This is a genomic window from Klebsiella sp. JB_Kp031 (assembly GCF_040064295.1).
In the GTDB taxonomy this organism is placed as follows: Bacteria; Pseudomonadota; Gammaproteobacteria; order Enterobacterales; family Enterobacteriaceae; genus Klebsiella; species Klebsiella quasipneumoniae.
This window is the reverse complement of sequence record NZ_JBEAJW010000042.1, coordinates 1-24602: the sequence shown is the minus strand read 5'-3', so window position 1 is coordinate 24602 and position 24602 is coordinate 1. Positions and strand designations below refer to the sequence as shown.

Below are 24602 nucleotides of genomic sequence, written 5' to 3'. Positions count from 1 at the left end.
ATTAAGACACTCGGCTGTATGACAGCGGTGACTTTTTTCACCATCTATAACACCTGGGATCGCTTTGATTATGATTATCACTGGATCCTCGGGCTGCTGACCTTCGTCTCGACCATCGCCACGCCGCTGTTTTTTGTGGTGGCCGGCTATCTTGATGCGCAGACGCGCCACGACGCCAACTGGCAAATTGGCAAAATTAAAAGCGTGGTGATCGTCTTTCTGTTTTGGATGACGGTCTATTATGTCTGGGAGCCTTATCAGCGCGGCTACCTGATCCAGCCCTGGTTTATTTTCGCCCTGATCGTCATCTATACCTTCCATCCCCTGATTGCCTGGCTCAGTCAGCGGCGCGGCCTGTTTTTCACCGTGGTCCTGACGCTGCTGTGCTGCTCTTATGGTTACGACCTGCTCTCAGTGCTCTATCCGGAAAGACATCTTTTCAGCCTGGCGCCGCAGTATCGTCTGTGGACATGGCTACTTTTTTATTTAACCGGGCAGTTGTTTAACGATCCGCGAGTCACGGAGTGGATACGCGACCCGCGGGTCATTAAAGGGTCGATTATCGCTCTGCCCTTTGTCTATTTATTTACCTGGTTTTATGAGCGCCACTTTTTCTTCGCGCTGTTTAAAGCCGATCGCAATGCGTTCATTCTCACGGGGTCGCAGATTTATATTCTGATCGTCCTGCTGGTGATCGCCGCTAACGCCGTGCAGTTTAAAAAGAACCGCGAACTGAAGGAGGCGGTGCTGGCGACGGTTAGCAAAGCGATGACCGGGGTCTATATTCTGCACTACTCCGTTTTTCACCTGCTGGTGATGCTGATCCCTATACACTCGTTAGCCACCAAGCTGGGAGTGATTGCGCTAACGTTTGTCCTGTCGGTGCTCATTTCCCTTGCGGCGCTCTCCAGTACGCTGCTCAAGAAGGTGATAACCCTGTAACCGACAACGCGGCGATTTAGCGGAAGCTCCACTGAATGCTGATCACAAACACGCTGGGAATAATGATGCCACTCTCAAGAGCGAAATAGTCGGTAAAGTTGTACTGGATGGCATGGTAAATATAAGGTGAAAAGCCGATCCCGGTGGCATCCTTAAAATCTTTATAGGAGCCATGATCGCCGCAATGCTCGAAGGCGTCGAAGAAGAATTCGCCGGTATAGCCGTAAACGCCTTTGAAGGTCCATCCGCTGCCGTTGTGGTACCAGTCTCTTCTCACGCCCAGCGCCAGGCAGCGATCGTCGAAGCTATTATTCATAGTGCCAATCAGCAGACTGTATTTCGAGTCTTCTGAGAATTTACGTTCCACTGAGAAAAAGTGGTTTTCGAAATTCTCAGTATATTGCCCATGGTTATTGGTCAAATGGTAAACATAGGAACCGGTATTCATCGAATAGAGGTTAATCTCTTTCGCCTGCGCGAGAGTCGCTAACCCGGCCAGGAGCATTACGGTTCTACCGCGCATTTTCCCTCCTCAGTCTTCAAGGCCTGTCCATGGACAGATAGCTTCTGCCATATTTATCCGTCGGGACAAGGGGAAAAGCCCGAGAGGGAAATGGGGGAAAGATAACGATGCCCAACCGCCACATCGTTATTAAAAAGCGTAGCACACCCCTTATCCGCCAACAAACTGAGCAAACCGACAACGAAATGACCGATGTGTTTCCCTTTACCTAATTGTGCAAAAAAAAGACAAAACCTCACCTGCTTTTCGTTATGATCAGCGTCCGACGCGGAAGAAAGCCACCTGTCGACGACAGAGTTGCTGTGTACCCCTTCCTGCGTCGGCGCTATTTCATCCAGCACGCCGGTCAAAACATCACCTTCTCATTATCGTCAGCCTCTTCCCGCCAGTTTTACAAAGGTATCTTGCACAAACCGGATTTTATGTACAAGTAATGCAGACAACAAAATTCTTTAAAATCAATCGATTAATACAAAATACAAAAATAAGTCGTTCCGTTGTACATATAGTCCTGAAAAAAGTTGTACATAGCAGAATCACCGTCTATAGTTTTGGAGTGTTAACTGCTTGTTGCGCAACGAAGCGGGGATGTTTAACGGTGGCGCGGCAAGTCAGGCGGTGGTTCCTGGTTTTGCATTTCCTGTTCGTGACTTAGCGCGTACCAATGGTACGTAGCGACTTTTATTGTCAGTTTGCGTTATACGTGGGAGAGTTCGAGCTATGCATATTAAAAATACCATTCCAGCAGAGTTTGTCTTCAATTCGGCCCTGATGAAGAATATTGAAAATACGCTCATTAAGCAGCACAGAACGATAAATAATGAGCGGATGATTACGGAAATCCAGCATCGCCTGCAAACGGAAAGTAATGAAATACTTTCCGACCTCTATTTGCAGGCGCTGGATATGCTGTCCAGCAAACCTCATCATTAATTAACCCCGCGGAGCTGGCAGCAGGCTCAACCCTGCGGTGCCGGCACGCCTGGGTCTCTATCGGCTAACTGAGGCAAATAAAATGTCACACCATAATACCTGCTATCGTACTGAACATTACGATCTGTGGTTTGATAATCGTTTTCTTCTCTACGGGATGTCGCTGATCCTGAATAGTCTGCCGGCATCTTACTTTCGCAAAAAACATGTTTTCTTTACCAGCGACAATTATTTCGCAGTACTGCAGCACAACTATAACCGTCGGGATACGTTATTTATTCTTTTAACCGAAGGCAACGATCTTAATTTTCTGAGTGAACTGCCTATGCTGCGCTTACCGGCCGATTCAACGCCGGAAGAGTTAAAGATATTTCTGCACCAGCCCACCCGCTACTATAAAACCCACCCGGCGCCGGGCGCCTCGGTGCAGTTTACCGAGCGGGAAAAGAAAGTGATTCAACTTATCAGCAATGGCGAAGCGGTCGCCAGCATTGGCCGGTCGCTGAATCTGCATATTAAAACCATTTATCAGATCCGGCTGAATCTGATTAAAAAGCTCGGCTGTAGCGGTAGGACCGATTTTTTTAATATCAGCCGCAGCGAAACCTTTAAATCCTGGAGCCAGATCCACCTGTAACCCGGCGCGTTAGCCCCGGTCTGCTTTGCGGATCGGGGCGATTAATTATTACCGTGAAAATGGATGCTGAAGCCCTGCTCTTGCCAGTGGCTGAGCAGCTCTTCCTGCAGAGGGGTGGCAGCGCGTCCGGTCCAGACGAAGATATGCTGGCCGGGAAACAGCTCGGGCCGCGGCGACTCCAGCGGTTCGGCGAGGACGTTGACGTGCCAGCCACGCTGGGAAAGACGCCATGCCTCCAGCCACAGACGGGTCCTGTCCTCATTGCTCCAGCCCACCAGCAGCGTCTCCCTGCCGTTCTTCTTACGCGCTTCGGCAAGAAACAGCGCCACGCAGTCAATCAACAGACCATCCAGCATACTGCTAATCACCAGCGAGGTATTCTGATCGAGCTTCAGACGCTGACGTACCGGCACTAACAGGCTGTCGATGAGCGTGTCGACGGGGTGTTGATGGCTTAGTGCCAGTAATTTGGCACGGATTCTGGCAGGCTGCATATAACGCAGAATGGACATCATCTCTTCCTGAAGATGCGCGGATTCGTCGCGCGCCGCCGGCAGGTTATCCTCCAGCAGCGCTTTAACTTTCCCTACTGATACACCGCGCTCTATCCAGCGCTTGATCTCTTCAATGCGCAGGATATCTTCTTCATCAAATTGTCGATGCCCACCTTCGCTACGCTGCGGTTTCAGTAGACCGTAACGACGCTGCCAGGCGCGCAGTGTGACCGGATTGATTCCGCAACGTTCGGCTACCTCACCGATACTGTAAAACGCCATAGCAGCCTCACATCAATCTGATACTTTAATACCTAAACTAACGAATTCAGGCATCCTGTACAACTCTATTTTCTTGTACAGATAAAGATATCAGGTTGTGGCTCACAGCGCTTGGGAAAAAGATGAAAAAATAATTAGCTGATTTCTAGATGGATCATTTTTTCTCTGGCCAGGCGACGGCAGGCAAGCCTCCCAGGCGCGCGCTGGCGAACAAATTCCCCTGAAACTGCGAAATACCGGCTGATTCCAGCCACATCCACTCTTCAGCGCGCTCAACGCCGACGGCTGAGACCGCAATCTCCAGTGAAAAACAGCATTTGATAATCGCCTGTACAATCGACTGGCGCGGCCCATCCTGGTGGATATTGCGGATCAGCTCATGGTCGATTTTAATTCTGTCGGGCTGGTATTGCGCCAGCAGTGACAGCCCGGCAAACCCGGCGCCGAAGTGGTCGATGGCGAGATTGATGCCCGCCCCCTTTAGCTTTCGCACCGCATCGGTAAAATCATCCATCCGCGAAATCACTTCCCGCTCGGTAAACTCGACAATAATCTGCTCAGGAATAAGATCATTACGCTGAATTTGATCGAGCAGGAAACCCACCGCGTTCGGCGCTTTAACCAGCGTCATCGGCAGTAGATTAATACTTAACGCCTTATTACGTAACCCTAATTTCCCCGCCAGCGACAGCGCCACCCGTTTACTGTGCAGATCGGCGAGATAAATGTCGTCCCCGGAAAGCCCGGCAAAATAGGCGCCAGGCGACTGGCCGTCCGGTGCGCGTAACAGCGCTTCCCACGAAATAATTTCGCAGGCGAAAGGGTCGACGATCGGCTGGAAGGCAAAGGACCAGCTTTCATTATTATCACTTATCGGGGTATCAGGATAGAAAGTATTCTGATCGGGGATAAATACCCAGCTGTCAGCGGAAGGAATCTCAAAATAGTTCGCTTTTTCCGTTGATTCGACGAAGGTACGGAAAAATTGCAGTGCCCGGTCGTCATAGGTGAGCTGATATTTTGAGGTCCCGCGGTCCATCACCGTCTGCAGCACTTCCTCGCGATCATGTTCGCGTAAATCAAACAGTTCCATGCCGACATTACCGAAACGGCGGGACGGCGCATAGTCGCACAGAAGCTCCACCAGGTTATAGTGGCGGGGATCGCGGCAAATATGCTGATAAATATCCCGAACCTTTTCTTCAGGCCCCTCAATGAGTTGAAAAAAATGCGTCCCGTTAAAAAGTAAAATACCGGTGACATCCGCCTGCCCATTTCTCTCGTTTGCCCTGGCAACCATGGCCTCGATCGATTTGAATGAGACATTGTCGCAAATATGGCTGCGATAAATGATGGTGGTTAGCATAGTGATTCCAGATGGGAGGGATAAGCATTCACAGTAGCAGTTATCAGGCTAATCGTCTTGTAAAACTAGGTTTTGTCTTAACAAAAAAGATACACTAAAAATCCATGTTTTGTGCAAGGCTTTTGCATTTTTCTTTTCTTGTACAACATGCAACGCTAACCCCTACCTTTACAAACCAGAATCTCGCCAAACACAAAAAAATTAACTTATTATAAATCAAAATCTTAACACTTTTTGAATCATTTCTGTGCAACTTTGTGTGTACAGGTTAATAATTATTGTATAAGTTTAATGACAGTTAACAGATGAATGAAATGAAAGGAGCACATATGCAGCAGAATGGTTACATTCCAGATACAGCGAACGCAATTGCCCAGTATTTCAACAAAGCATCGTTACCTTCCCAGCAGGAAACGCTGGGTCAGATTGTGATGGATATTCTCAACGAAGGGCGTCATCTCAACCGCAAAGCGCTGTGCACCAAACTGTTGAGCCGCCTCGACCGCGCCCGTGCCCCCGAGGAAGAGAGTCACTATCAGACCTTAATTGGTCTGCTGTTTGCCGGTCAGGAATAACGTCATCGATCGTCGCCTGTTGCGCCGCAGTAGCAGATGAGGGGCGATCGCATCCACAAACCTGCTGCTGACCTGAATGCCCGTTCGCAGGTTCAGGGAGAGAGTGGCATGCAGAGAGACGGTTATGAATAGCAGTGAAACTGAGGAAATCACCGATGAGATCATCGGCGAGGCGGTGCTCGCGCTTCTGAAAACGAATCGCCCGATTACCACCCCGACCCTGCTGGTTCGACTTCGGTTGATGCAGGCGACAGAGTCAGACCGACAGCGAAGAAAGGTCATCGCTGCTGTGATCGAAGAAATTTGCACGAAGCTTGCCCGTCAGCGCAAGCAAGCGCCTTTGCAGGTAAAGAAAATCAATGGCCGTTGGGAAACCCGAGGTTCGCCGACACAAAGCGCCATGGCGCTGGAAGGTAAAAAGATCCACTGAGTCTCCCAACCATGGTGAATAACACAGAGTGAGAATGTGATGAGACAGACTATGCATCAGCAACCCGATATTTACGCAGGACTGCAGGACACCGCGCTCTCCGACTATTTCCGTAACGCCGGTGATAAGCTGGTTGATGAGTCCGCCGTGATGTCGCTGGCCATCAACAGTATTCTCCAGTCCGAGGGTCACCTGAACAATAAGGCCATTATTTTATGGTTGATTCAGGCGCTGGAAAGCACCGATGACGTGGTGACCGCAGACGTGATCCGTAAAACGCTGGAGATTGTCGTCGGCTACACCATGGACGATATCTAAAGCCATCACGCTTCAGGTCTACCAGGGCAACACCTTCCCTACAGAGCCTGTCCGCTCTGATCAAAAAAACCTCGCTCACGCGAGGTTTTTTCTTTTACCGCCTGACGGATCAGTGAGCGTTGACCACCACCCACATCGGTCCCTGCCCGACCGCATAGCGGCCTTTCTCCTGCAGCAGCCCCTGCTCGCCGGTAATTTCGTACACCGCGATATGGTGCGACTTCTGCCCGGCGGCAATCAGATACTTACCGCTGTGATCGAGATTGAAGCCGCGCGGCTGGGTCTCGGTCGGCTGATAGCCTTCCACCGCCAGCACGCTACCATCTTCCGACACGCTGAACACCGTGATGATGCTGGCGGTACGATCGCAGGCGTACAAATGACGCCCGTCCGGAGTGATATGAATATCCGCCGCCCAGCGCACGCCGGTGAAATCAGGCGGCATCATATCCAGAGTTTGTACACATTCGATGTTGCCATTCGGGTCTTTCAGCTCCCAAACGTCAATTGAGCTGTTCAGCTCATTGACGCAGTAACCATACTGCTGGTTCGGATGGAACACCATGTGGCGCGGACCCGCCCCCTCGACGGTGGTGACTTCCGCTGGCTCCTGGGCGGAGAGGAAACCATCTTCGCTGAGGGTAAACAGGCAGATGCGATCCTGCTTCAGCGCCGGCACCCACAGGGTACGGTTGTCCGGGGAGATATTGGCCGAGTGGCAGCCTTCCAGCCCTTCCACCACGGTGATAGTTTCAGCCGGCAGGCCATCCTGCAGCGGGGTCACGCTGACGCAGCCCTGATTGTAGGAGGCGCTGAAGACAAAGCGGCCATGATGATCGGTAGAAATGTGGGTCGGGCTGCCCGGCAGCGCCGCTTCTCCCGCAAAGGTCAACGCCCCGTTATCCGGCGTGATGCGATAAGCTAACACGCGAAACTCCGGACGAACGCCAACGTACAGATACTCCTTATTGGGACTGACCACCATCGGCTGGACCTGACCCGGGGCATCAACCACCTGCACCAGCGTCAGTTTGCCGTCCGCTTCAAGACTCCAGACGTGGATTTGTTGGCTTTCCGGGCTGGCGGTATAAACGGTTTGTTTCATGACTACTCCTTCCCTCACTGCACGTGGATTTTTCATTTTCAGGATAACAGCACCCTGAAAATTATAAGACATCCGCCCATGATACTCGCATCGCCGACCGAATTACCGACGGAAGGCGGCACAAAGGGCATACAGACATTCACGGCAGATGTGGAAAAATTGGTCCTGACGCCACGGCGGTGTACCATCATGGCCAGGTACTTTTCAACATCAACCGGAAATAACACATGACAACACGCGTGATTGCCCTGGATTTAGACGGCACCCTGCTTACCAGCAAAAAAACCATCCTGCCCGCTTCGCTGGAAGCGCTGGCCCGCGCCAGAGAGGCGGGCTACCAGGTGATCGTCGTTACCGGACGTCATCACGTCGCTATTCATCCTTTTTATCAGGCACTGGCCCTCGATACACCTGCAATTTGTTGTAATGGCACTTATTTGTATGATTATCACGCAAAAAAGGTTTTGGCGGCCGATCCTATGTCGGTGGAACACGCGGTAAGCCTCACCGCCATGCTCGCCGAACAGCAGATCCACGGTCTGGCCTATGTGGATGACGCGATGCTTTACGAACAGCCCACCGGGCATGTGATCCGCACCCGCAACTGGGCGCAGGCGCTACCGGAGGATCAGCGCCCGGTCTTCAGCCAGGTCGACTCGCTGGCGCAGGCGGTCCGCGAGGTCAAGGCGATATGGAAATTCGCCCTCACCGACGATGACATTCCCCGTCTGCAGCGCTTTGCGCAGGAGGTCGGCGAGACGCTGGGCCTGGCGTGCGAATGGTCGTGGCACGACCAGGTGGATATTGCCCGCGCCGGCAACAGCAAAGGCAAACGCCTGGCGCAGTGGGTCGCTGACCAGGGGCTGTCGATGCAGAATGTGGTGGCCTTCGGCGATAACTACAACGATCTGAGTATGCTGGAAGCAGCAGGCACCGGGGTGGCGATGGGCAATGCGGTGGACGAGGTCAAAGCCCGCGCCAACGTGGTCATCGGGGACAATGAGTCCGCCAGCATCGCCGAGTTTATCTACCGTCAGCTGCTGTGATCAGGCGGCGATCGACACGCTTTTGATCTGGGCAAACACCTGCTGGCCTGGCGCTATCGCCAGGTCATCCCGCGCCCACGGGCTGATTCGAGCCCACAGAGGATGGCCGCTCACCCTGAGCTGAACCTCGATCTGTCCGTTGACCTCCAGACACTGAACCACCTCGGCGCGCAAGATGTTGCGGATGCTGGTGACGGACGGCTGGGCCAGCACCAGCGAAACATCCGACGCCTGAATGCGGATCCGCGCGGTATCACCTGCGGGACGTTCGAGCCGGTTGACCCACAGCATTTGATCCCCCAGCGTCAGCGCGGTCATCGCGTACTGCGGATGCTGCGCGGCGATGGTGGCGCTGAGGATCGTACTCTGCTGTTCCGCCGGCAGCCAGGGGTGCATCACGCTGCTGCTCCAGACCTCCTCCAGCGGACCGAAAGCCTTCACCTTACCGGCCTCCAGCACCAGAACGCGATCGGCCAGATGCTGGATCTCGTCCAGCGAGTGGCTGACGTAAAGCATCGGAATATGGATCTCCTGCGCCAGCCGCTGCAGATAGGGTAACAGTTCGCGTTTGCGCGGAATATCCAGCGAGGCCAGCGGCTCGTCCAGCAGCAGCAGCTCCGGCGCGGTCAGCAGAGCGCGGCCGATGGCTACACGCTGCTTTTCGCCGCCGGATAACCGGCCAGGCAGGCGATCCAGCAAGGGAGCGATCCCCAGCAGCTCCACCAGCTTATCGAACTGGCTGACCATGGATTTCGCCATGCCGTACTGCAGATTGCCGCGCACTTTATAGTGGGGAAACAGGCGCGCATCCTGAAAGACATAGCCGATCCGCCGCTGCTCCGGCGCCAGGCAGATACGCTGCGCGGTGTCGTTCAGCACCCTGCCGTTGAGCACGATCCGCCCCGCCTGCGGCCGGGTCAGGCCGCTGATAGCGTTGATCAACGACGTTTTCCCGGCGCCGGAGACGCCAAAGATGGCGGTGATCCCGCTGCTGGGCAGCGTTTCACGGATCTGCAGACAGTGGCTGCCGAGGGTCTGGGTAAAGTCCAGCTCCAGCATCATTATCCTCCTATGCGCTGGCGGCTCACGCGGGCCAGCCATTCTGATATCAAGAGCGAGACCAGCGCCAGGCCGATAGCGATGAGGCACAGACGAGCCGCCGCCCCCTCCCCGCCCGGAGTCTGGATCAGGGTGTACATCGCCGAAGGCAGGGTACGCGTTTCGCCGGGAATATTGGAGACGAAGGTGATGGTCGCGCCAAATTCCCCTAACGAGCGGGCGAAGGCCAGCACCGTGCCAACAATAATTCCCGGCAGAGTCAGCGGCAGCGTAATGGTGAAAAATACCCGCCAGCGGCTGGCCCCGAGGGTTCTCGCCGCCTGCTCCAGTTTGATGTCCACCCCCTCCAGCGCCAGGCGGATGGCGCGCACCATCAGCGGGAAAGACATCACCGCCGCCGCCAGCACCGCCCCGCGCCAGCTGAAGGCAAAGCTGATGCCGAACCAGTCATACAGCCAGCTGCCAATAAACCCGCGCCGCCCCATGGCCACCAGCAGCAGATATCCCACCACCACCGGCGGCAGCACCAGCGGCAGATGGAGAAGGCTGTCGAGCAGCGCCTTGCCGGGGAAGGTGCGCCTGACCAGCAGCCAGGAAAAAAAGATGCCAAAGGGCAGGCTCAAGGCCACCGCCAGGGAGGAGACTTTCAGGCTCAGCAGCACCGCCTGCCATTCGGGTTCGCTCAGAAACATCAGCGGGTGGTAAATCCGTAACGTTGGAAAATCGCGGACGCTTCCGGCCCTTTCAGGTAGTCATAGAAAGCGCTCACGGCCGCATTGCGATGGCCATCGACAATCGCCAGCGGGTATTCGACTTTCTGATGCGACGCCTCCGGGAAGGTGCCCACCACTTTCACCCCTTTGCTGGCCACAGCATCCGATCCGTAGACGATGCCCAACGGCGCTTCGCTACGCTCCACCAGCGCCAGCGCGCCGCGCACGTCTTCCGCCGGCGCAAGCTTCGGCGACAGGGTCTCCCAGGCGCCCAGTTTCTGCAGCGCCTCTTTGGCGTAGATCCCTGCCGGAACGTGCTGCGGATCGCCCACCGCCAGACGGCCCCCTTTCAGCAGGCTGGTCCAGTCGGTTTTCTCATCAATGGTAATCGCACCCTGCGCGCTGGCTTTCGGCGCCACCACCACCAGGCTATTGCCAAGCAGGGTGGCGCGGGTCGCCGGATCGATGGCCTTTTTGTCAGCCGCGTAGTCCATCCACTTTTGATCGGCGGAGATAAACAGATCCGCCGGGGCGCCTGCTTCAATCTGCCGCGCCAGCGTCGACGACGAGGCAAACGACGAGACGACCTCGACGTTTTTCTCTTTCTTATACGCCTGGGCGATATCCTGCATCGCGTTGGTTAACGACGCGGCGGCGAAAACGGTCACTTTCCCCTCGGCCGCCAGCGCCTGACCCGCGACGCACAGCGTGAGTGATACCCCGACAACCCCGCGTAACCAAGAACCTGTCATCTGAATCTCCTGTCAATGCGTTATGTACTTGACAATATAACGATATGCGAAACGTTTTTATAGTGATGCAGGACAATAAAACGAAGGGAAATGATGCAGGAGGGAAATAGCACAGCGCCCGGTTAAACCGGGCGCCGGGAAATCAATGATTTTGCTGGCTGCGATCTTTGTGGCCGACAGCGGAGAAGAGGTTGAACACTTCGCCAAGACCGTAAATCAATCCCAGGATGACCGCCATCACCACCGGTACCATGATGACCGCAAAAACCAGACTTTTCAAAAGCTCTAACATGGTTCACTCCAGATAGTATGATTCCCTGATTGTAACGGTTTCAGCCGAAAAAACACGCCCCATTTGTGCGGTGGTTAATGACAAACCGCGCAGAGAGGTTTTGCAACCGGGTGACTATCGGTCACAATACGCTTTTTTGTCAGGAAACGATTATGCAGGCTGAAATTCTTCTCACCCTTAAGCTACAGCAGCGCCTGTTTGCCGACCCCCGGCGGATCGCCCTACTCAAACAGATTGACCAGACCGGCTCGATAAGCCAGGGGGCGAAGCACGCGGGCATCAGCTATAAAAGCGCGTGGGATGCCATCAACGAGATGAACCAGCTCAGCGAACAGCCGCTGGTGGATCGCGCCACCGGCGGCAAAGGCGGCGGCGGCGCGGTGCTGACCCGCTACGGGCAGCGTCTGATCCAACTGTACGATCTGCTGGCGCAGATCCAGCAGAAAGCGTTTGATGTGCTCAGCGATGACGACGCCCTGCCACTGGACAGCCTGCTGGCGGCCATCTCGCGCTTTTCCCTGCAGACCAGCGCCCGCAACCAGTGGTTCGGCACCATTACCGGCCGCGATCGCCAGCAGGTGCAGCAGCACGTTGAGGTGCTGCTGGCCGACGGTCAGACCCGCCTGAACGTCGCCATTACCGCCCAGAGCGCTGAAAAGCTGGGGCTCGATGAGGGCCAGGAGGTGCTGGTTCTGTTGAAAGCGCCCTGGGTCGGCATCACCCTCGACCCGGCGGTGGCCCGCCAGGCCGAGAACCAGCTGTCGGGTCGTATCAGCCATATCGAATGCGGCTCCGGGCAGTGCGAAGTGCTGATGACGCTGGCCGACGGTCAGACCCTGTGCGCCACTCTGCCGCAGGCGCAGACGTCTGGCCTGGCGGAAGGGACGGAGGCGATCGCTTACTTCAACGCCGATCGCATCATTCTCGCGACGTTATGCTGACCCCATTGACATTGCGCGCCTGAAGTCGTATCCCTGATGCACATCGCTGCAAAAAATGGGATACATCATGTCATCATTGCAAATTTCGCAAGGCACGTTTCGCCTGAGCGATACAAAAACCTTAAAAATAGACCACCTGAGCGTGGCGGCGGGTGAAAGCTGGGCGTTCGTCGGCAGCAACGGCAGCGGCAAATCCGCCCTCGCGCGAGCCCTGGCCGGTGACCTGACCCTGCTCAGCGGTCAGCGCGAGAGCCACTTCTCCCGCGTAACGCGTCTCTCCTTCGAACAGCTGCAGAAGCTGGTCAGCGACGAGTGGCAGCGCAATAACACCGACCTGCTCAGCCCCGGAGAAGAAGATACCGGCCGCACCACTGCGGAGATTATTCAGGACGAGGTGAAAGATTCTGCCCGCTGCGCGCAGCTTGCCGAACAGTTTGCCATCAGCGCCCTGTTGGACCGCCGCTTTAAGTATCTGTCCACTGGCGAAACGCGTAAGACCCTGCTGTGCCAGGCCCTGATGAGCGATCCGCAGCTGCTGATCCTCGACGAGCCTTTCGACGGCCTCGACGTCAACTCCCGCCAGCAGTTGGCCGCGCTGCTGGCCGACCTGCATCGCGCCGGCCTCACCCTGGTGCTGGTGCTCAACCGCTTCGATGAGATCCCGGAGTTTGTGCAATACGCCGGCGTGCTGGCTGATTGCCTCCTCAGCGAGACCGGCGAGAAGCGCGCTCTTCTGCAGCAGGCGCTGGTCGCTCAGCTGGCGCACAGTGAAAAACTGGACGGCATCACCCTACCGGAGCCAGATGTACCACCAGCCCGTCATGCGCTGGCAGACTCGGCGCCGCGTATCGTGCTCAATGACGGCGTGGTCTCCTACAACGATCGTCCGGTCATCAACCATCTCTCATGGACCGTGAGCCCGGGCGAACACTGGCAGATCGTCGGCCCCAACGGCGCCGGTAAATCCACGCTGCTGAGCCTTATCACCGGCGATCATCCGCAGGGCTACAGCAACGATCTCACCCTCTTTGGCCGCCGCCGCGGCAGCGGCGAGACCATCTGGGATATTAAAAAGCATATCGGCTACGTCAGCAGCAGCCTGCATCTGGACTACCGGGTCAGCACCAACGTCCGCAACGTTATTCTGTCGGGCTATTTTGACTCGATCGGCATTTATCAGGCGGTGTCCGATAAACAGCATAAGCTGGTGCAGCAATGGCTGGATATTCTCGGCATCGATAAGCGCACCGCCGACGCGCCGTTTCACAGCCTGTCGTGGGGCCAGCAGCGGCTGGCACTTATCGTTCGCGCGCTGGTCAAGCATCCAACCCTGCTGATCCTCGATGAACCGCTGCAGGGGCTGGATCCCCTCAATCGCCAGCTGGTACGCCGCTTTGTCGACGTCCTGATTGGCGAAGGCGCCACGCAGCTGCTGTTTGTCTCGCACCATGCGGAAGATGCCCCGGACTGTATTACCCATCGCCTGGTATTCGTTCCCAGTGGAGACGGTTACACTTATCAGCTCGGCCCCGTGGCCTGACGCCTCCTGCCGGGGATCGAAAGATCCCTGGTATTTTTCAGAAAAATAGCGCCAACCTCATATAACCAATTGTATATAAAACAAAATAAATTAAATGATGTCGTTTCACCCTCAAGTGTAAACGATTCCACTAACTTGTTCTGTGTCACACTTTTCACTTCTTTGATATGCTATCTTCCTCATACACGATAAGCCGAATGGAGCGAATCATGAAAGTTCTGGTTACAGGTGGTAGCGGTTACATTGGAAGTCATACCTGCGTTCAACTGCTGCTGCAGGGGCATGAGGTGGTGATCCTCGACAATCTCTGCAACAGCAAGCGCAGCGTACTGCCGGTGATTGAGCGTCTCGGCGGCAAAAAAGCCACCTTTATTGAAGGCGATATTCGTAATGAAGCGCTGATGACCGAGATCCTCCACGACCACGCCATTGAAGCGGTGATCCACTTCGCCGGGCTGAAGGCCGTCGGGGAGTCCGTCGCCAAGCCGCTGGAATATTACGACAATAACGTCACCGGCACACTGAAATTAGTCTCCGCCATGCGCGCCGCGGGCGTGAAGAACTTCATCTTTAGCTCCTCCGCCACCGTCTACGGCGACCAGCCGAAAATCCCGTATGTCGAAAGCTTCCCGACTGGCACCCCGCAAAGCCCCTACGGTAAAAGCAAACTGATGGTGGAGCAGATCCTGACCGACCTGCAGAAAGCCCAGCCGGAGTGGAGCATTGCCCTGCTGCGCTACTTCAACCCGGTCGGCGCCCATCCGTCGGGCGACATGGGTGAAGACCCGCAGGGGATCCCGAATAACCTGATGCCCTACATCGCCCAGGTCGCCGTTGGCCGTCGCGAATCGCTGGCCGTGTTTGGTAACGACTACCCGACCGAAGATGGCACCGGCGTGCGCGATTATATCCACGTGATGGACCTCGCTGACGGTCACGTCGCGGCCATGGAAAAACTGGCTGACAAAGCCGGGGTTCATATCTACAACCTTGGCGCCGGCGTCGGCAGCAGCGTGCTCGACGTGGTCAATGCTTTCAGCAAAGCCTGCGGCAAACCGATTAACTACCATTTCGCGCCGCGCCGCGATGGCGACCTCCCGGCCTACTGGGCGGATGCCGCCAAGGCCGACCGCGAGCTGAACTGGCGCGTGACGCGCAACCTGGACGAAATGGCGCAGGACACCTGGCACTGGCAGTCCCGCCATCCGCAGGGTTATCCAGACTAAGGAACCTTCATGAGCGTATTTAACCCCGTTGACCATCCGCATCGTCGTTATAACCCGTTAACCGGGCAGTGGATTCTGGTTTCTCCGCATCGCGCCAAGCGCCCCTGGCAGGGGGCGCAGGAAACGCCGGCAAAACAGACCTTGCCGGCCCACGATCCGGACTGTTTCCTGTGCCCGGGCAACACCCGGGTCACCGGCGACACGAATCCGAATTACACCGGTACCTACGTGTTTACCAACGACTTTGCGGCCCTGATGACCGACACCCCGGACGCCCCGGAGAGTGACGATCCGCTGATGCGCTGTCAGAGCGCGCGCGGCACCAGTCGGGTGATCTGCTTCTCGCCAGACCACAGCAAAACGCTGCCGGAACTGAGCCTTGAAGCGCTGGAAGGCGTGGTTAAAGCGTGGCAGGAACAGACCGCGGACCTCGGGAAAAGCTACCCGTGGGTCCAGGTCTTTGAAAATAAAGGGGCAGCGATGGGCTGCTCCAACCCGCACCCGCATGGTCAGGTGTGGGCCAATAGCTTCCTGCCCAATGAAGCGGAACGGGAAGACCGTCTGCAGAAAGAATATTACGCCAGCCAGGGCCAGCCAATGCTGCTGGACTATGCCCGGCGCGAACTGGCCGACGGCAGCCGCACCGTGGTCGACACCGAGCACTGGCTGGCGGTCGTGCCCTACTGGGCCGCGTGGCCGTTTGAAACGCTGCTGCTGCCGAAAGCGCCCGTGCAGCGTATTACCGATCTCACCGACGCCCAGCGTAGCGATCTGGCGCTGGCGTTGAAAAAGCTGACCAGCCGTTACGACAACCTGTTCCAGTGCTCATTCCCCTACTCCATGGGCTGGCACGGCGCGCCGTTTAACGACGAAAACCATAATCACTGGCAGCTCCACGCCCACTTTTATCCGCCGCTGCTGCGATCCGCGACGGTCCGCAAGTTTATGGTTGGCTACGAAATGCTGGCCGAAACGCAGCGCGATCTGACCGCCGAGCAAGCTGCTGAACGACTGCGCGCCGTCAGCGACGTCCATTTTCGTGAATCCGGAGTGTAATGATGAGTCTGAAAGAGAAAACCCAAACCCTGTTTGCTGAGGCCTTCGGTTACCCGGCCAGCCATGTCATTCAGGCGCCAGGCCGCGTCAACCTGATCGGCGAGCATACCGATTACAACGACGGCTTTGTGCTGCCCTGCGCTATCGACTACCAGACGGTGATCAGCTGTGCGCCGCGCGACGATCGTACCGTGCGGGTGATTGCCGCCGATTACGACAATCAGAGCGATGAATTCTCTCTCGACGCGCCGATTATCAGCCACGACACCCAGCAGTGGTCGAACTATGTCCGCGGCGTGGTGAAGCATCTGCAGCAGCGGAACAGCCACTTCGGCGGCGCGGATCTGGTGATCAGCGGCAATGTGCCGCAGGGCGCGGGCTTAAGCTCCTCAGCCTCGCTGGAGGTCGCCGTCGGCACCGTGTTCCAGCAGCTGTATCATCTGCCGCTGGACGGCGCGCAAATCGCCCTCAACGGCCAGGAGGCGGAAAACCAGTTCGTCGGCTGCAACTGCGGGATCATGGATCAGCTGATTTCGGCGCTGGGCAAAAAAGACCATGCGCTGCTGATCGACTGCCGTTCTCTGGGCACCAAAGCCGTCTCGATGCCGAAAGGCGTGGCGGTGGTGATCATCAACAGCAACTTTAAGCGCACCCTCGTCGGCAGCGAGTACAACACCCGTCGTGAACAGTGCGAGACCGGCGCGCGCTTCTTCCAGCAGCCCGCTCTGCGCGATGTCACCCTTGAGCAATTCAACGCCGTTGCCCATGAGCTGGATCCGGTGGTCGCGAAGCGGGTACGCCATGTGCTGACGGAGAATGCCCGCACCGTAGAAGCTGCCAGCGCCCTCGAAAAAGGCGACCTGAAGCGGATGGGCGAGCTGATGGCCGAATCCCACGCCTCGATGCGCGATGATTTCGAGATCACCGTCCCGCAGATCGACACCCTGGTGGAGATCGTCAAGGCGACAATCGGCGATAAAGGCGGCGTGCGCATGACCGGCGGCGGCTTTGGCGGCTGCGTGGTAGCGCTGGTCCCGGAAGATCTGGTCGATACCGTGCAGCAGGCCGTTGCCAACGAGTATGAAGCGAAAACCGGAATTAAAGAGACGTTCTATGTCTGCAAACCGTCACAGGGGGCTGGCCAATGGTAACGCAAACCACCGCGCTGGCGCCGGACGGCCAGCCCTGGCAGCAGGTGACCCTGCGCAATAAGGCGGGGATGACCGTCACCGTGGCGGACTGGGGCGCGACGCTGCTCAGCGCCGAGGTGCCGCTGGCCGATGGCAGCCTGCGCCGCCCGCTGCTGGGATGCGCCAGGCTGGAAGACTATACCCGCCAGGCCGCGTTTCTTGGCGCCTCGGTAGGCCGCTACGCCAACCGCATCGGCAATAGCCGCTTCCCGCTTGACGGCCAGCTCGTCAACGTTACGCCGTCAAACGACGCGGGCCACCAGCTCCACGGCGGCCCGGAAGGGTTTGATAAACGTCGCTGGCGCATCGTCCGCGCCGACGAGCAGGAAGTGCTGTTCGCTCTGACCTCGCCAGATGGCGATCAAGGCTTTCCCGGCACGCTGCAGGCCACCGCGCACTATCGTCTGACCGACGATAACCGCATCGCGATTACCTATCGCGCCACCGTGGATAAACCCTGCCCGGTGAACATGACCAATCACGTCTATTTCAACCTCGACGGTGAACAGCGCGACGTGCGCCAGCACAAGCTGCAGATCCTCGCCCAGAGGTATCTGCCGGTGGAAAGCGACGGTATCCCGGGTGGTGAACTCAAAGATGTTGCTAACACCAGCTTTGATTTCCGCCAGCCGAAAACCATCGCCGCCGACTTCCTCGCCGACGCCGATCAGCAAAAGGTGAAGGGATACGATCATGCCTTCCTGCTGGACGCCGGAGGCGACGCCAGCCAGCCTGCGGCGCAGGTCTGGTCGCAGGACGGTAAGCTGCAGATGACGGTCTATACCTCCGCTCCGGCGCTGCAGTTTTACTCCGGCAACTATCTCGGCGGCACCCCGTCGCAGACGACAGAGCCCTACGCCGACTGGCAGGGGCTGGCGCTGGAAAGCGAATTCCTCCCGGATTCGCCGAATCATCCGGAATGGCCGCAGCCGGACTGTGTGTTACGTCCGGGCCAGGAGTACGTCAGCCTGACGGAATATCAGTTTATCGCCCGATAATCGCCAGCGCCCTCCGCCGGGGGCGCTGCTTTTCGTCCCCGCCCTCCTCTCTGGCGCCTCTTTTTTCAGCAACCTGCTCTATTTTCCGTCACCAAAGGGCAAAAAAATAACCTGTGTTTTACAAGCACCTTACACTGAGCCACTATTTTCGCTATGGTTAGGGATAAGCATTGCCGTGAGCCAAATCACGGCAATATAATGAGAATAGTTATCAATCAATAACACATACACCAACATATTCAGCGCACCGTTCGCGGCGCGAGGGATGGCGTGTAGAGAGGAGTAAGAGAATGGCTGTAACTAAGCTGGTACTGGTTCGTCATGGCGAAAGCCAGTGGAACAACGAAAACCGCTTCACCGGTTGGTACGACGTTGATCTGTCCGAGAAAGGCGTTAGCGAAGCGAAAGCGGCAGGTAAACTGCTGAAGGCTGAAGGCTTCAGCTTTGATTTTGCTTATACCTCCGTGCTGAAACGTGCCATCCATACCCTGTGGAACGTACTGGACGAACTGGATCAGGCCTGGCTGCCGGTTGAGAAATCCTGGAAGCTGAACGAGCGTCATTACGGCGCGCTGCAGGGCCTGAACAAAGCGGAAACCGCTGAGAAATACGGTGACGAGCAGGTTAAACAGTGGCGTCGCGGCTTCGCTGTCACTCCGCCGGAGCTGACCAAAGACGACGAGCGCTACCCGGGCCACGATCCGCGCTATGCAAAACTGACCGACGCCGAACTACCGACCACTGAAAGCCTGGCGCTGACCATCGACCGCGTCGTGCCTTACTGGAACGAAACCATTCTGCCGCGCCTGAAAAGCGGTGAGCGCGTGATCATCGCCGCTCACGGTAACTCCCTGCGCGCGCTGGTGAAATACCTCGACAACATGGGCGAAGACGAGATCCTCGAACTGAACATCCCGACCGGCGTACCGCTGGTGTATGAGTTCGATGAAAACTTCAAGCCGATCAAACATTACTATCTGGGCAATGCGGAAGAGATCGCGGCGAAAGCTGCTGCCGTCGCCAACCAGGGTAAAGCGAAGTAATTTCCCCGGTCAAAACAAAAAAGCGTGGAAATCTCCACGCTTTTTTTATGACCTGCGCTAACGCAGAGTAGCTTAGCCGCGACGGGTTTTCACTGCTTCTGCCAGCTGACGCAGGATCGTGTCGGTATCCTCCCAGCCGATGCAGGCGTCGGTGACGCTCTTGCCGTAGGTCAGCGGTTCACCGCTCTCGAGGCTCTGGTTGCCTTCCACCAGATGGCTTTCAATCATCACGCCCATAATGGCGCGCTCGCCGCCGGCGATCTGCTGGCATACGTCGGCGCCCACTTCCATCTGCTTCTTGAACTGCTTGCTGGAGTTGGCATGGCTGAAATCGATCATCACCTGGGCCGGCAGGCCCGCTTTAGCCAGGCCGATCTTCACGTCCGCCACGTGCTTCGCGCTGTAGTTCGGCTCTTTGCCGCCGCGCAGAATAATATGGCAGTCGCCGTTGCCGCTGGTATTCACGATGGCGGAGTGGCCCCACTTGGTGACCGACAGGAAACAGTGCGGCGCGCCGGCGGCGTTAATCGCGTCGATAGCCACCTTGATGGTGCCATCGGTACCATTCTTAAAGCCCACCGGGCAGGAGAGCCCCGAGGCGAGCTCGCGGTGAACCTGAGATTCGGTGGTACGCGCCCCAATGGCGCCCCAGCTCATCAGATCGGCGACATATTGCGGGGTGATCATATCGAGGAATTCCCCCGCCGCCGGCAGACCGCTGTCGTTAATGTCCAGCAGCAGTTTGCGCGCAATGCGCAACCCGTCGTTGATGCGGAAGCTGTTATCCATATGGGGATCGTTGATAAGCCCTTTCCAGCCGACGGTGGTGCGCGGTTTCTCAAAATAGACGCGCATGACGATCTCGAGCTCGCCCTTCAACGCCTCGCGCAGGGTCAGCAGACGGGAAGCGTACTCTTTCGCCGCCGCCGGGTCGTGAATAGAACAAGGCCCAATCACCACCAGCAGGCGGTCATCATCGCCTTTGAGGATCTGGTGGATCGCTTTGCGAGCATGTGCAACGGTGTTTGCAGCATTTTCGGTAGCAGGGAATTTTTCCAGGAGCGCAACGGGAGGTAATAATTCGTTGATCTCTTTAATGCGTAAATCGTCGTTCTGATAATTCATCTTCTTTCCAGCGTTGCCATACTTATTCAATGAAATGCAATCCCTCCAATCTATCTCTTCGCTGAAATAGTGTAAACGTGATTTTACAGTAGTGATGGAATAATCCTGGAAATAGGCAAAAATACGCCATAAAGTAGCGAAAGCAGGCTCATGAACTACAATATTTAACTGTTAAAGCTAATTAAGTCTTACGTTTCAGGATTATATAGTGACACTGCGATCGTCTGCGGAGTCTTAAACCATAGCGAGTCAGATCCCTGGCACACTTACCGCTGGAGGCGTTTTTTACCGCTTCCTGACCCAACAGGAGTATCCGATGAATATGAAAAAACTGACGACCCTTTTGCTCACCGCCACCTTAAGTCTTGCCAGCGGCGCGGCCCTGGCGGCAGACACCGGCGCCCAGTCCAACAATGGCCAGGCCAACTCTTCCGCTGATGCCGGCCAGGTGGCGCCGGATGCCCGTGAAAACGTGGCGCCGAATAACGTGGATAATAGCCAAATTAACTCTGGCTCTGGCGGCACCATGCTTCATCCTGACGGCTCGACGATGAGCCAGGACAATATGTCGAGCGATGAGGTACATAAAAACTCGATGTGTAAAGACGGCCGCTGTCCGGATACCGGTAAGAAACTGGACAACGGCGACAGCATGAACCATGACAACAGCAAAACCGACGGCACCACCCAGTAATTGATGCGGTGAGTGCAAACAGAGAAAAGGCGAGCTGGGCTCGCCTTTTCTCTGTTTGTTATCGTTCTCTGTTTATGCTGTCATAGCGTGATAATGATAACTATCAAGGGACGACACCATGGCGCATTCGCATTCGCACTCCCCTGCCCAGGCTCCGGATAACGGCAACGCTCGCCGGCTGCTTTGGGCGTTCATCGTCACCGCCGGTTTTATGCTGATAGAAGCCATCGGCGGCGCGATCTCCGGCTCGCTGGCCCTGCTGGCGGATGCCGGCCATATGCTCACCGACTCCGCCGCCCTGCTGTTTGCGCTGCTGGCGGTTCGCTTCGCCAGCCGTCCCCCGAACGCCCGCCATACTTTTGGCTGGCTGCGTTTGACCACCCTGGCGGCGTTTCTCAATGCCATTGCTCTGGTGGTGATCACCATGCTGATTGTCTGGGAGGCCATTCAGCGCTTCCAGCATCCGCAGCCGGTTGCCGGGGTGACGATGATGGTCATTGCGGTCGCTGGCCTGCTGGCCAACGTGCTGGCTTTCTGGATCCTGCATCGTGGCAGCGAAGAGCGGAATCTCAACGTGCGCGCCGCGGCGCTACACGTGCTCGGCGATCTGCTGGGTTCGGTTGGCGCGATTGTGGCCGCCGTGGTGATCCTCACCACCGGCTGGACGCCTGTCGATCCGATCCTTTCCGTGCTGGTTTCCTGCCTGGTGCTACGTAGCGCATGGCGGCTGCTGAAGGAGAGTCTGAATGAGCTGCTGGAAGGCGCACCGCGTTCGCTGGATGTGGCGGCCCTGCAGCGGGATATCCGCCGCTCTATCCCGGAGGTGCGCGATGTTCACCACGTTCACGTCTGGCTAGTGGGGGAAAAACCGGTGATGACGCTGCATGTGCAGGTGGTCCCGCCGCACGATCATGATGCGTTACTCAACCGCATCCTGCATTTCCTGGAACATAAATATGAAATTGAGCATGCCACGGTGCAGATGGAGTACCAGCCCTGCAGCGGCCCGGAGTGCCATCTCAACACGATGCACGCCGGGCACGATCATCACCACCATCATTAGCCAGAAAACGCGTGAGAACCTCGCTCACGCGCGCTGTTTATCCACATTCGGCTGCCGTTCAGCGCAATGAACGTCAGCAAGAGATATTCCAGCGACATAGCATAGACGCCCTGACGGGCAAAAATCACCACGCTTATGACGTTGACGATGACCCACAGCAGCCAGTTCTCAACGTATTTGCGGGTCATTAAGATCATCGCCACTACCGACAGCACCGTCATACAGGAGTCCCAGAACGGGAAGGCATCCGGCTGCAGTTCCGGCATCGTGACCTGCAAACCAAGCGCTTGCATCAGGCTGACCGCGATTCGCGTCAGGAAGGCAAAAAACGGATTGATAAACAGGGTCAGCAAGCCGATCGCCACCACGCAGGCCGCCAGCCAGCCCAGGGCTTTACTGCGTGGTAGCCAGCGGATCTGCAGCTCGGCCTCATGATTGCTGCTTTGCCGCGACCAGGCATACCAGCCGTAAACGTTAGCGGCAAAGAAGAACAGCTGCAGCAACAGGCTGGCGTACAGCTGGATCTGAAAGAAGATGATGGCGAACAGCGTGACGTTGACCAGACCGAATGCATAGTTGCTGATCTTCTCCAGGCTCGCCAGCCAGATACACAGCAGCCCGGCGATGGTCCCCACGGCCTCTATCCAGGAGAGATCGTACCCCCCGGCGCCGATGGGTATATGTACTAAAATATTCTGCGTGCTAAAAAAATCCATTTTATCCTCTCAGCGTCAGATGACGCGGCAATAGGTTATCCCCGTAGTGTAGCCGCAAAATCCAGCATCCGGTTAAGGGGAATTAATGCGCCGGTCCGCAGCGCTTCGTCGACGTGGATTTCATGTTCAGCGCCGCCCTGCTCGAGCCCCTCGGCAATGGCTTTCAGGCCGTTCATCGCCATCCACGGACAATGCGCGCAGCTGCGGCAGGTCGCCCCTTCACCAGCGGTGGGCGCTTCCAGCAGCGTTTTCTCCGGCACCGCCTGCTGCATTTTATAAAAGATACCGCGATCGGTCGCCACGATCAGCTGGCGCTGGGGCAGGCTTTTCGCCGCCGCGATCAGCTGACTGGTGGAACCTACGGCATCGGCCATCTCGACGATTGCCTGCGGCGACTCGGGATGGACCAGTACAGCAGCTTCAGGATAGAGGGCCTTCATCCGCATCAACGCCTGAGTTTTAAACTCGTCGTGCACGATGCACGCCCCCTGCCAGCAAAGCACGTCTGCGCCGGTCTGACGCTGAACGTAGCGGCCAAGGTGGCGGTCCGGCGCCCAGAGGATCTTTTGACCCAGGCTGTCCAGATGATCAATGAGTTCCACGGCGATACTGGAGGTCACCACCCAGTCAGCGCGGGCCTTCACCGCGGCGGACGTATTGGCATAAACCACCACGGTGCGATCGGGATGGGCATCGCAGAAGGCGTTGAATTCCTCAATCGGACAGCCCAGATCCAGCGAACACTCCGCGTTCAGGGTCGGCATCAGAATGGTCTTTTCCGGGCTGAGGATTTTGGCGGTTTCCCCCATAAAACGCACCCCGGCGACCAGCAGCGTGGAGGCCGAATGACGGGCGCCAAAGCGCGCCATCTCCAGCGAGTCGGCTATACAGCCGCCGGTCTCTTCCGCCAGCTGCTGAATTTCAGGATCGGTGTAGTAATGCGCCACCATCACGGCATCGCGCTCGCGCAGCAGACGCTTGATTTTCTCGCGGTAAAACTGCTTTTCGTCGACGGTCAGCGGCTGCGGTTTCGGTGGGAAGGGATAAATCGCCGTTTCAGGATCAAACATTACGCTCATCATGCAATCTCGTTTTACTGGCTTAACTCTAAGACCGTCACTATGGCCTGTCTGCGCCTTAACACGGTCATGGTGTTTTATATGCTAAACAAGATAGCGGATTACGAACAAAAAGTCGTGATGAATTTTGTACATGAGCACCTATTCCCCGGGGACGATGCTACGCATCTTCCCGGGCTACCGGTTCGTGCCTTATGGCGTCACGGTAAGCGGCGGCAGGGGGTCATGCTGAAGTAGGATTGTGGAGAATGACGCATAGCAAAAAGGCGCCTTTAGGGCGCCTTTTTACATTGGTGGGTCGTGCAGGATGACTCGGCTTCGCCTCGCCCTTCGGGCCGTCGCCGCAAGCGGCTCCGTTGTCTCACTACGTGAGACCCGAACCTGCCGCAGGTTCGAATCGTTGAGTTCAACGCATAGCAAAAAGGCGCCTTTAGGGCGCCTTTTTACATTGGTGGGTCGTGCAG

The 24602-nt window shown here is 56.6% G+C and carries 28 protein-coding genes, 1 other RNA gene and 1 pseudogene; 17 read left to right on the top strand and 13 right to left on the bottom strand.

Translation table 11 applies throughout. The features are described 5' to 3' along the window. The first annotated feature begins 18 nt into the window (after window positions 1-18). A complete protein-coding gene (locus ABLV64_RS23205; protein WP_074186554.1) occupies window positions 19-942 on the top strand; it encodes an acyltransferase family protein in 924 nt (307 codons plus the stop codon). 16 nt (window positions 943-958) lie between these two features. On the opposite strand, the gene ABLV64_RS23200 is transcribed toward ABLV64_RS23205, so the two are convergent. Next, window positions 959-1465 carry a hypothetical protein gene (locus ABLV64_RS23200; RefSeq protein WP_004886059.1) on the bottom strand — a complete coding sequence of 169 codons (507 nt, stop codon included), beginning with the start codon at window positions 1463-1465 and terminating at the stop codon, window positions 959-961. Window positions 1466-1518: 53 nt separating this feature from the next. Further along, entirely contained in the window at window positions 1519-1815 is a 297-nt protein-coding gene (locus ABLV64_RS23195) for a hypothetical protein (protein ID WP_162492928.1), read from the bottom strand. Window positions 1816-2185: 370 nt separating this feature from the next. Between ABLV64_RS23195 and ABLV64_RS23190 the strand changes: the two genes are divergently transcribed. Next, entirely contained in the window at window positions 2186-2398 is a 213-nt protein-coding gene (locus ABLV64_RS23190; protein WP_004886058.1) for a biofilm development regulator YmgB/AriR family protein, read from the top strand. An 82-nt stretch (window positions 2399-2480) separates the two neighbouring features. Beyond that, window positions 2481-3035, top strand: a complete 555-nt coding sequence (locus tag ABLV64_RS23185) for a helix-turn-helix transcriptional regulator (RefSeq protein ID WP_049114933.1) — start codon at window positions 2481-2483, stop codon at window positions 3033-3035. Between the two features lie 41 nt (window positions 3036-3076). Here the strand turns inward: ABLV64_RS23185 and ABLV64_RS23180 are convergent, their stop codons facing one another. Continuing rightward, a complete protein-coding gene (locus tag ABLV64_RS23180; protein ID WP_004886056.1) occupies window positions 3077-3811 on the bottom strand; it encodes a MerR family transcriptional regulator in 735 nt (244 codons plus the stop codon). Window positions 3812-3965: 154 nt separating this feature from the next. Then, window positions 3966-5177, bottom strand: a complete 1212-nt coding sequence (locus ABLV64_RS23175) for a diguanylate phosphodiesterase (RefSeq protein WP_032455737.1) — start codon at window positions 5175-5177, stop codon at window positions 3966-3968. Between the two features lie 329 nt (window positions 5178-5506). On the opposite strand from ABLV64_RS23175, the gene ycgZ reads away from it, so the two are divergent. The 3 genes from ycgZ (at window position 5507) to ABLV64_RS23160 (ending at window position 6500) form a co-directional block, all read left to right on the top strand. Then, window positions 5507-5752: a regulatory protein YcgZ gene (ycgZ, locus tag ABLV64_RS23170; protein WP_004151693.1), complete on the top strand. Its 246-nt coding sequence runs from the start codon at window positions 5507-5509 to the stop codon at window positions 5750-5752. Window positions 5753-5876: 124 nt separating this feature from the next. Then, window positions 5877-6182 (top strand): hypothetical protein, encoded by a 306-nt coding sequence (locus ABLV64_RS23165; RefSeq protein ID WP_004886052.1) that lies wholly within the window; start codon window positions 5877-5879, stop codon window positions 6180-6182. A gap of 51 nt (window positions 6183-6233) precedes the next feature. Beyond that, window positions 6234-6500, top strand: coding sequence for a biofilm development regulator YmgB/AriR family protein (locus ABLV64_RS23160; protein WP_004886050.1), 267 nt, complete (start codon window positions 6234-6236; stop codon window positions 6498-6500). 109 nt (window positions 6501-6609) lie between these two features. Here ABLV64_RS23160 and pgl read toward each other — a convergent pair whose 3' ends face one another. Beyond that, a complete protein-coding gene (pgl, locus tag ABLV64_RS23155; RefSeq protein ID WP_017899615.1) occupies window positions 6610-7605 on the bottom strand; it encodes a 6-phosphogluconolactonase in 996 nt (331 codons plus the stop codon). 227 nt (window positions 7606-7832) lie between these two features. Here pgl and ABLV64_RS23150 point away from each other — a divergent pair, with 227 nt between their 5' ends. Beyond that, window positions 7833-8651, top strand: coding sequence for a pyridoxal phosphatase (locus ABLV64_RS23150; RefSeq protein WP_087771583.1), 819 nt, complete (start codon window positions 7833-7835; stop codon window positions 8649-8651). Here the strand turns inward: ABLV64_RS23150 and modC are convergent, their stop codons facing one another. From modC to ABLV64_RS23130, 4 genes are all read right to left on the bottom strand, one after another. Beyond that, window positions 8652-9710, bottom strand: a complete 1059-nt coding sequence (gene modC, locus ABLV64_RS23145) for a molybdenum ABC transporter ATP-binding protein ModC (RefSeq protein WP_135683169.1) — start codon at window positions 9708-9710, stop codon at window positions 8652-8654. Between the two features lie 2 nt (window positions 9711-9712). Then, a complete protein-coding gene (gene modB, locus ABLV64_RS23140) occupies window positions 9713-10402 on the bottom strand; it encodes a molybdate ABC transporter permease subunit (RefSeq protein ID WP_004886033.1) in 690 nt (229 codons plus the stop codon). Next, the gene (gene modA, locus ABLV64_RS23135; protein ID WP_048323447.1) at window positions 10402-11175 is read right to left on the bottom strand and encodes a molybdate ABC transporter substrate-binding protein; all 774 of its coding nucleotides are present in this window, start codon (window positions 11173-11175) and stop codon (window positions 10402-10404) included. The genes modB and modA overlap by 1 nt, the downstream gene beginning before the upstream one ends. Window positions 11176-11317: 142 nt before the next feature. Continuing rightward, window positions 11318-11467, bottom strand: coding sequence for an AcrZ family multidrug efflux pump-associated protein (locus ABLV64_RS23130; protein WP_048294400.1), 150 nt, complete (start codon window positions 11465-11467; stop codon window positions 11318-11320). Window positions 11468-11619: 152 nt separating this feature from the next. Here ABLV64_RS23130 and modE point away from each other — a divergent pair, with 152 nt between their 5' ends. The 7 genes from modE to gpmA all read left to right on the top strand — a co-directional run bounded on the left by modE (window position 11620) and on the right by gpmA (window position 19461). Then, window positions 11620-12408 (top strand): molybdenum-dependent transcriptional regulator, encoded by a 789-nt coding sequence (gene modE / locus ABLV64_RS23125; RefSeq protein ID WP_017899612.1) that lies wholly within the window; start codon window positions 11620-11622, stop codon window positions 12406-12408. A gap of 67 nt (window positions 12409-12475) precedes the next feature. Beyond that, window positions 12476-13948, top strand: coding sequence for a molybdate ABC transporter ATP-binding protein ModF (gene modF, locus ABLV64_RS23120; RefSeq protein WP_348843097.1), 1473 nt, complete (start codon window positions 12476-12478; stop codon window positions 13946-13948). 209 nt (window positions 13949-14157) lie between these two features. Then, the gene (gene galE, locus ABLV64_RS23115) at window positions 14158-15174 is read left to right on the top strand and encodes a UDP-glucose 4-epimerase GalE (protein ID WP_017899610.1); all 1017 of its coding nucleotides are present in this window, start codon (window positions 14158-14160) and stop codon (window positions 15172-15174) included. Between the two features lie 9 nt (window positions 15175-15183). Next, window positions 15184-16230 (top strand): galactose-1-phosphate uridylyltransferase, encoded by a 1047-nt coding sequence (gene galT / locus ABLV64_RS23110; protein ID WP_004886023.1) that lies wholly within the window; start codon window positions 15184-15186, stop codon window positions 16228-16230. 2 nt (window positions 16231-16232) lie between these two features. Continuing rightward, window positions 16233-17381: a galactokinase gene (galK, locus tag ABLV64_RS23105; RefSeq protein ID WP_023319997.1), complete on the top strand. Its 1149-nt coding sequence runs from the start codon at window positions 16233-16235 to the stop codon at window positions 17379-17381. Continuing rightward, window positions 17375-18418 (top strand): galactose-1-epimerase, encoded by a 1044-nt coding sequence (gene galM, locus ABLV64_RS23100; RefSeq protein ID WP_023319996.1) that lies wholly within the window; start codon window positions 17375-17377, stop codon window positions 18416-18418. The genes galK and galM overlap by 7 nt, the downstream gene beginning before the upstream one ends. Window positions 18419-18708: 290 nt before the next feature. Further along, window positions 18709-19461: a 2,3-diphosphoglycerate-dependent phosphoglycerate mutase gene (gene gpmA, locus ABLV64_RS23095; protein ID WP_002895089.1), complete on the top strand. Its 753-nt coding sequence runs from the start codon at window positions 18709-18711 to the stop codon at window positions 19459-19461. 72 nt (window positions 19462-19533) lie between these two features. Here the strand turns inward: gpmA and aroG are convergent, their stop codons facing one another. Beyond that, on the bottom strand, window positions 19534-20586 hold the full coding sequence (aroG, locus tag ABLV64_RS23090) for a 3-deoxy-7-phosphoheptulonate synthase AroG (protein ID WP_049004307.1): 1053 nt from the start codon (window positions 20584-20586) through the stop codon (window positions 19534-19536). 316 nt (window positions 20587-20902) lie between these two features. Between aroG and ABLV64_RS23085 the strand changes: the two genes are divergently transcribed. Then, complete coding sequence (locus ABLV64_RS23085) at window positions 20903-21280, top strand: YbgS-like family protein (RefSeq protein ID WP_017899606.1); 378 nt, start codon at window positions 20903-20905, stop codon at window positions 21278-21280. 118 nt (window positions 21281-21398) lie between these two features. Next, complete coding sequence (zitB, locus tag ABLV64_RS23080; RefSeq protein ID WP_004886012.1) at window positions 21399-22343, top strand: CDF family zinc transporter ZitB; 945 nt, start codon at window positions 21399-21401, stop codon at window positions 22341-22343. Here zitB and pnuC read toward each other — a convergent pair. Continuing rightward, complete coding sequence (pnuC, locus tag ABLV64_RS23075) at window positions 22340-23059, bottom strand: nicotinamide riboside transporter PnuC (protein WP_004151689.1); 720 nt, start codon at window positions 23057-23059, stop codon at window positions 22340-22342. The two genes, zitB and pnuC, sit on opposite strands and share 4 nt — an antisense overlap. A 35-nt stretch (window positions 23060-23094) precedes the next feature. Beyond that, window positions 23095-24138: a quinolinate synthase NadA gene (gene nadA, locus ABLV64_RS23070; protein ID WP_004886008.1), complete on the bottom strand. Its 1044-nt coding sequence runs from the start codon at window positions 24136-24138 to the stop codon at window positions 23095-23097. A 69-nt stretch (window positions 24139-24207) separates the two neighbouring features. On the opposite strand from nadA, the pseudogene ABLV64_RS23065 reads away from it, so the two are divergent. Beyond that, a pseudogene (locus ABLV64_RS23065) lies at window positions 24208-24370 on the top strand (hypothetical protein). A 59-nt stretch (window positions 24371-24429) separates the two neighbouring features. Here the strand turns inward: ABLV64_RS23065 and ABLV64_RS23060 are convergent. After that, window positions 24430-24551, bottom strand: a non-coding RNA gene (locus ABLV64_RS23060) — RtT sRNA. Window positions 24552-24602 lie beyond the last annotated feature (51 nt).

Excerpts from the sequence above, each read along its gene's own strand:
- ABLV64_RS23205 (WP_074186554.1), top strand. The coding sequence starts at position 19 with ATGACAGCGGTGACTTTTTTCACCATCTATAACACCTGGGATCGCTTT.
- nadA (WP_004886008.1), bottom strand. The coding sequence starts at position 24,138 with ATGAGCGTAATGTTTGATCCTGAAACGGCGATTTATCCCTTCCCACCG.
- aroG (WP_049004307.1), bottom strand. The coding sequence starts at position 20,586 with ATGAATTATCAGAACGACGATTTACGCATTAAAGAGATCAACGAATTA.
- ABLV64_RS23200 (WP_004886059.1), bottom strand. The coding sequence starts at position 1,465 with ATGCGCGGTAGAACCGTAATGCTCCTGGCCGGGTTAGCGACTCTCGCG.
- pnuC (WP_004151689.1), bottom strand. The coding sequence starts at position 23,059 with ATGGATTTTTTTAGCACGCAGAATATTTTAGTACATATACCCATCGGC.
- zitB (WP_004886012.1), top strand. The coding sequence starts at position 21,399 with ATGGCGCATTCGCATTCGCACTCCCCTGCCCAGGCTCCGGATAACGGC.
- modB (WP_004886033.1), bottom strand. The coding sequence starts at position 10,402 with ATGTTTCTGAGCGAACCCGAATGGCAGGCGGTGCTGCTGAGCCTGAAA.
- modF (WP_348843097.1), top strand. The coding sequence starts at position 12,476 with ATGTCATCATTGCAAATTTCGCAAGGCACGTTTCGCCTGAGCGATACA.
- ABLV64_RS23180 (WP_004886056.1), bottom strand. The coding sequence starts at position 3,811 with ATGGCGTTTTACAGTATCGGTGAGGTAGCCGAACGTTGCGGAATCAAT.
- gpmA (WP_002895089.1), top strand. The coding sequence starts at position 18,709 with ATGGCTGTAACTAAGCTGGTACTGGTTCGTCATGGCGAAAGCCAGTGG.
- ABLV64_RS23185 (WP_049114933.1), top strand. The coding sequence starts at position 2,481 with ATGTCACACCATAATACCTGCTATCGTACTGAACATTACGATCTGTGG.
- modE (WP_017899612.1), top strand. The coding sequence starts at position 11,620 with ATGCAGGCTGAAATTCTTCTCACCCTTAAGCTACAGCAGCGCCTGTTT.
- ABLV64_RS23190 (WP_004886058.1), top strand. The coding sequence starts at position 2,186 with ATGCATATTAAAAATACCATTCCAGCAGAGTTTGTCTTCAATTCGGCC.
- ABLV64_RS23165 (WP_004886052.1), top strand. The coding sequence starts at position 5,877 with ATGAATAGCAGTGAAACTGAGGAAATCACCGATGAGATCATCGGCGAG.
- ycgZ (WP_004151693.1), top strand. The coding sequence starts at position 5,507 with ATGCAGCAGAATGGTTACATTCCAGATACAGCGAACGCAATTGCCCAG.
- galT (WP_004886023.1), top strand. The coding sequence starts at position 15,184 with ATGAGCGTATTTAACCCCGTTGACCATCCGCATCGTCGTTATAACCCG.
- ABLV64_RS23175 (WP_032455737.1), bottom strand. The coding sequence starts at position 5,177 with ATGCTAACCACCATCATTTATCGCAGCCATATTTGCGACAATGTCTCA.
- modA (WP_048323447.1), bottom strand. The coding sequence starts at position 11,175 with ATGACAGGTTCTTGGTTACGCGGGGTTGTCGGGGTATCACTCACGCTG.
- ABLV64_RS23085 (WP_017899606.1), top strand. The coding sequence starts at position 20,903 with ATGAATATGAAAAAACTGACGACCCTTTTGCTCACCGCCACCTTAAGT.
- galE (WP_017899610.1), top strand. The coding sequence starts at position 14,158 with ATGAAAGTTCTGGTTACAGGTGGTAGCGGTTACATTGGAAGTCATACC.
- ABLV64_RS23130 (WP_048294400.1), bottom strand. The coding sequence starts at position 11,467 with ATGTTAGAGCTTTTGAAAAGTCTGGTTTTTGCGGTCATCATGGTACCG.
- modC (WP_135683169.1), bottom strand. The coding sequence starts at position 9,710 with ATGCTGGAGCTGGACTTTACCCAGACCCTCGGCAGCCACTGTCTGCAG.
- ABLV64_RS23160 (WP_004886050.1), top strand. The coding sequence starts at position 6,234 with ATGCATCAGCAACCCGATATTTACGCAGGACTGCAGGACACCGCGCTC.
- galM (WP_023319996.1), top strand. The coding sequence starts at position 17,375 with ATGGTAACGCAAACCACCGCGCTGGCGCCGGACGGCCAGCCCTGGCAG.
- ABLV64_RS23150 (WP_087771583.1), top strand. The coding sequence starts at position 7,833 with ATGACAACACGCGTGATTGCCCTGGATTTAGACGGCACCCTGCTTACC.
- pgl (WP_017899615.1), bottom strand. The coding sequence starts at position 7,605 with ATGAAACAAACCGTTTATACCGCCAGCCCGGAAAGCCAACAAATCCAC.
- galK (WP_023319997.1), top strand. The coding sequence starts at position 16,233 with ATGAGTCTGAAAGAGAAAACCCAAACCCTGTTTGCTGAGGCCTTCGGT.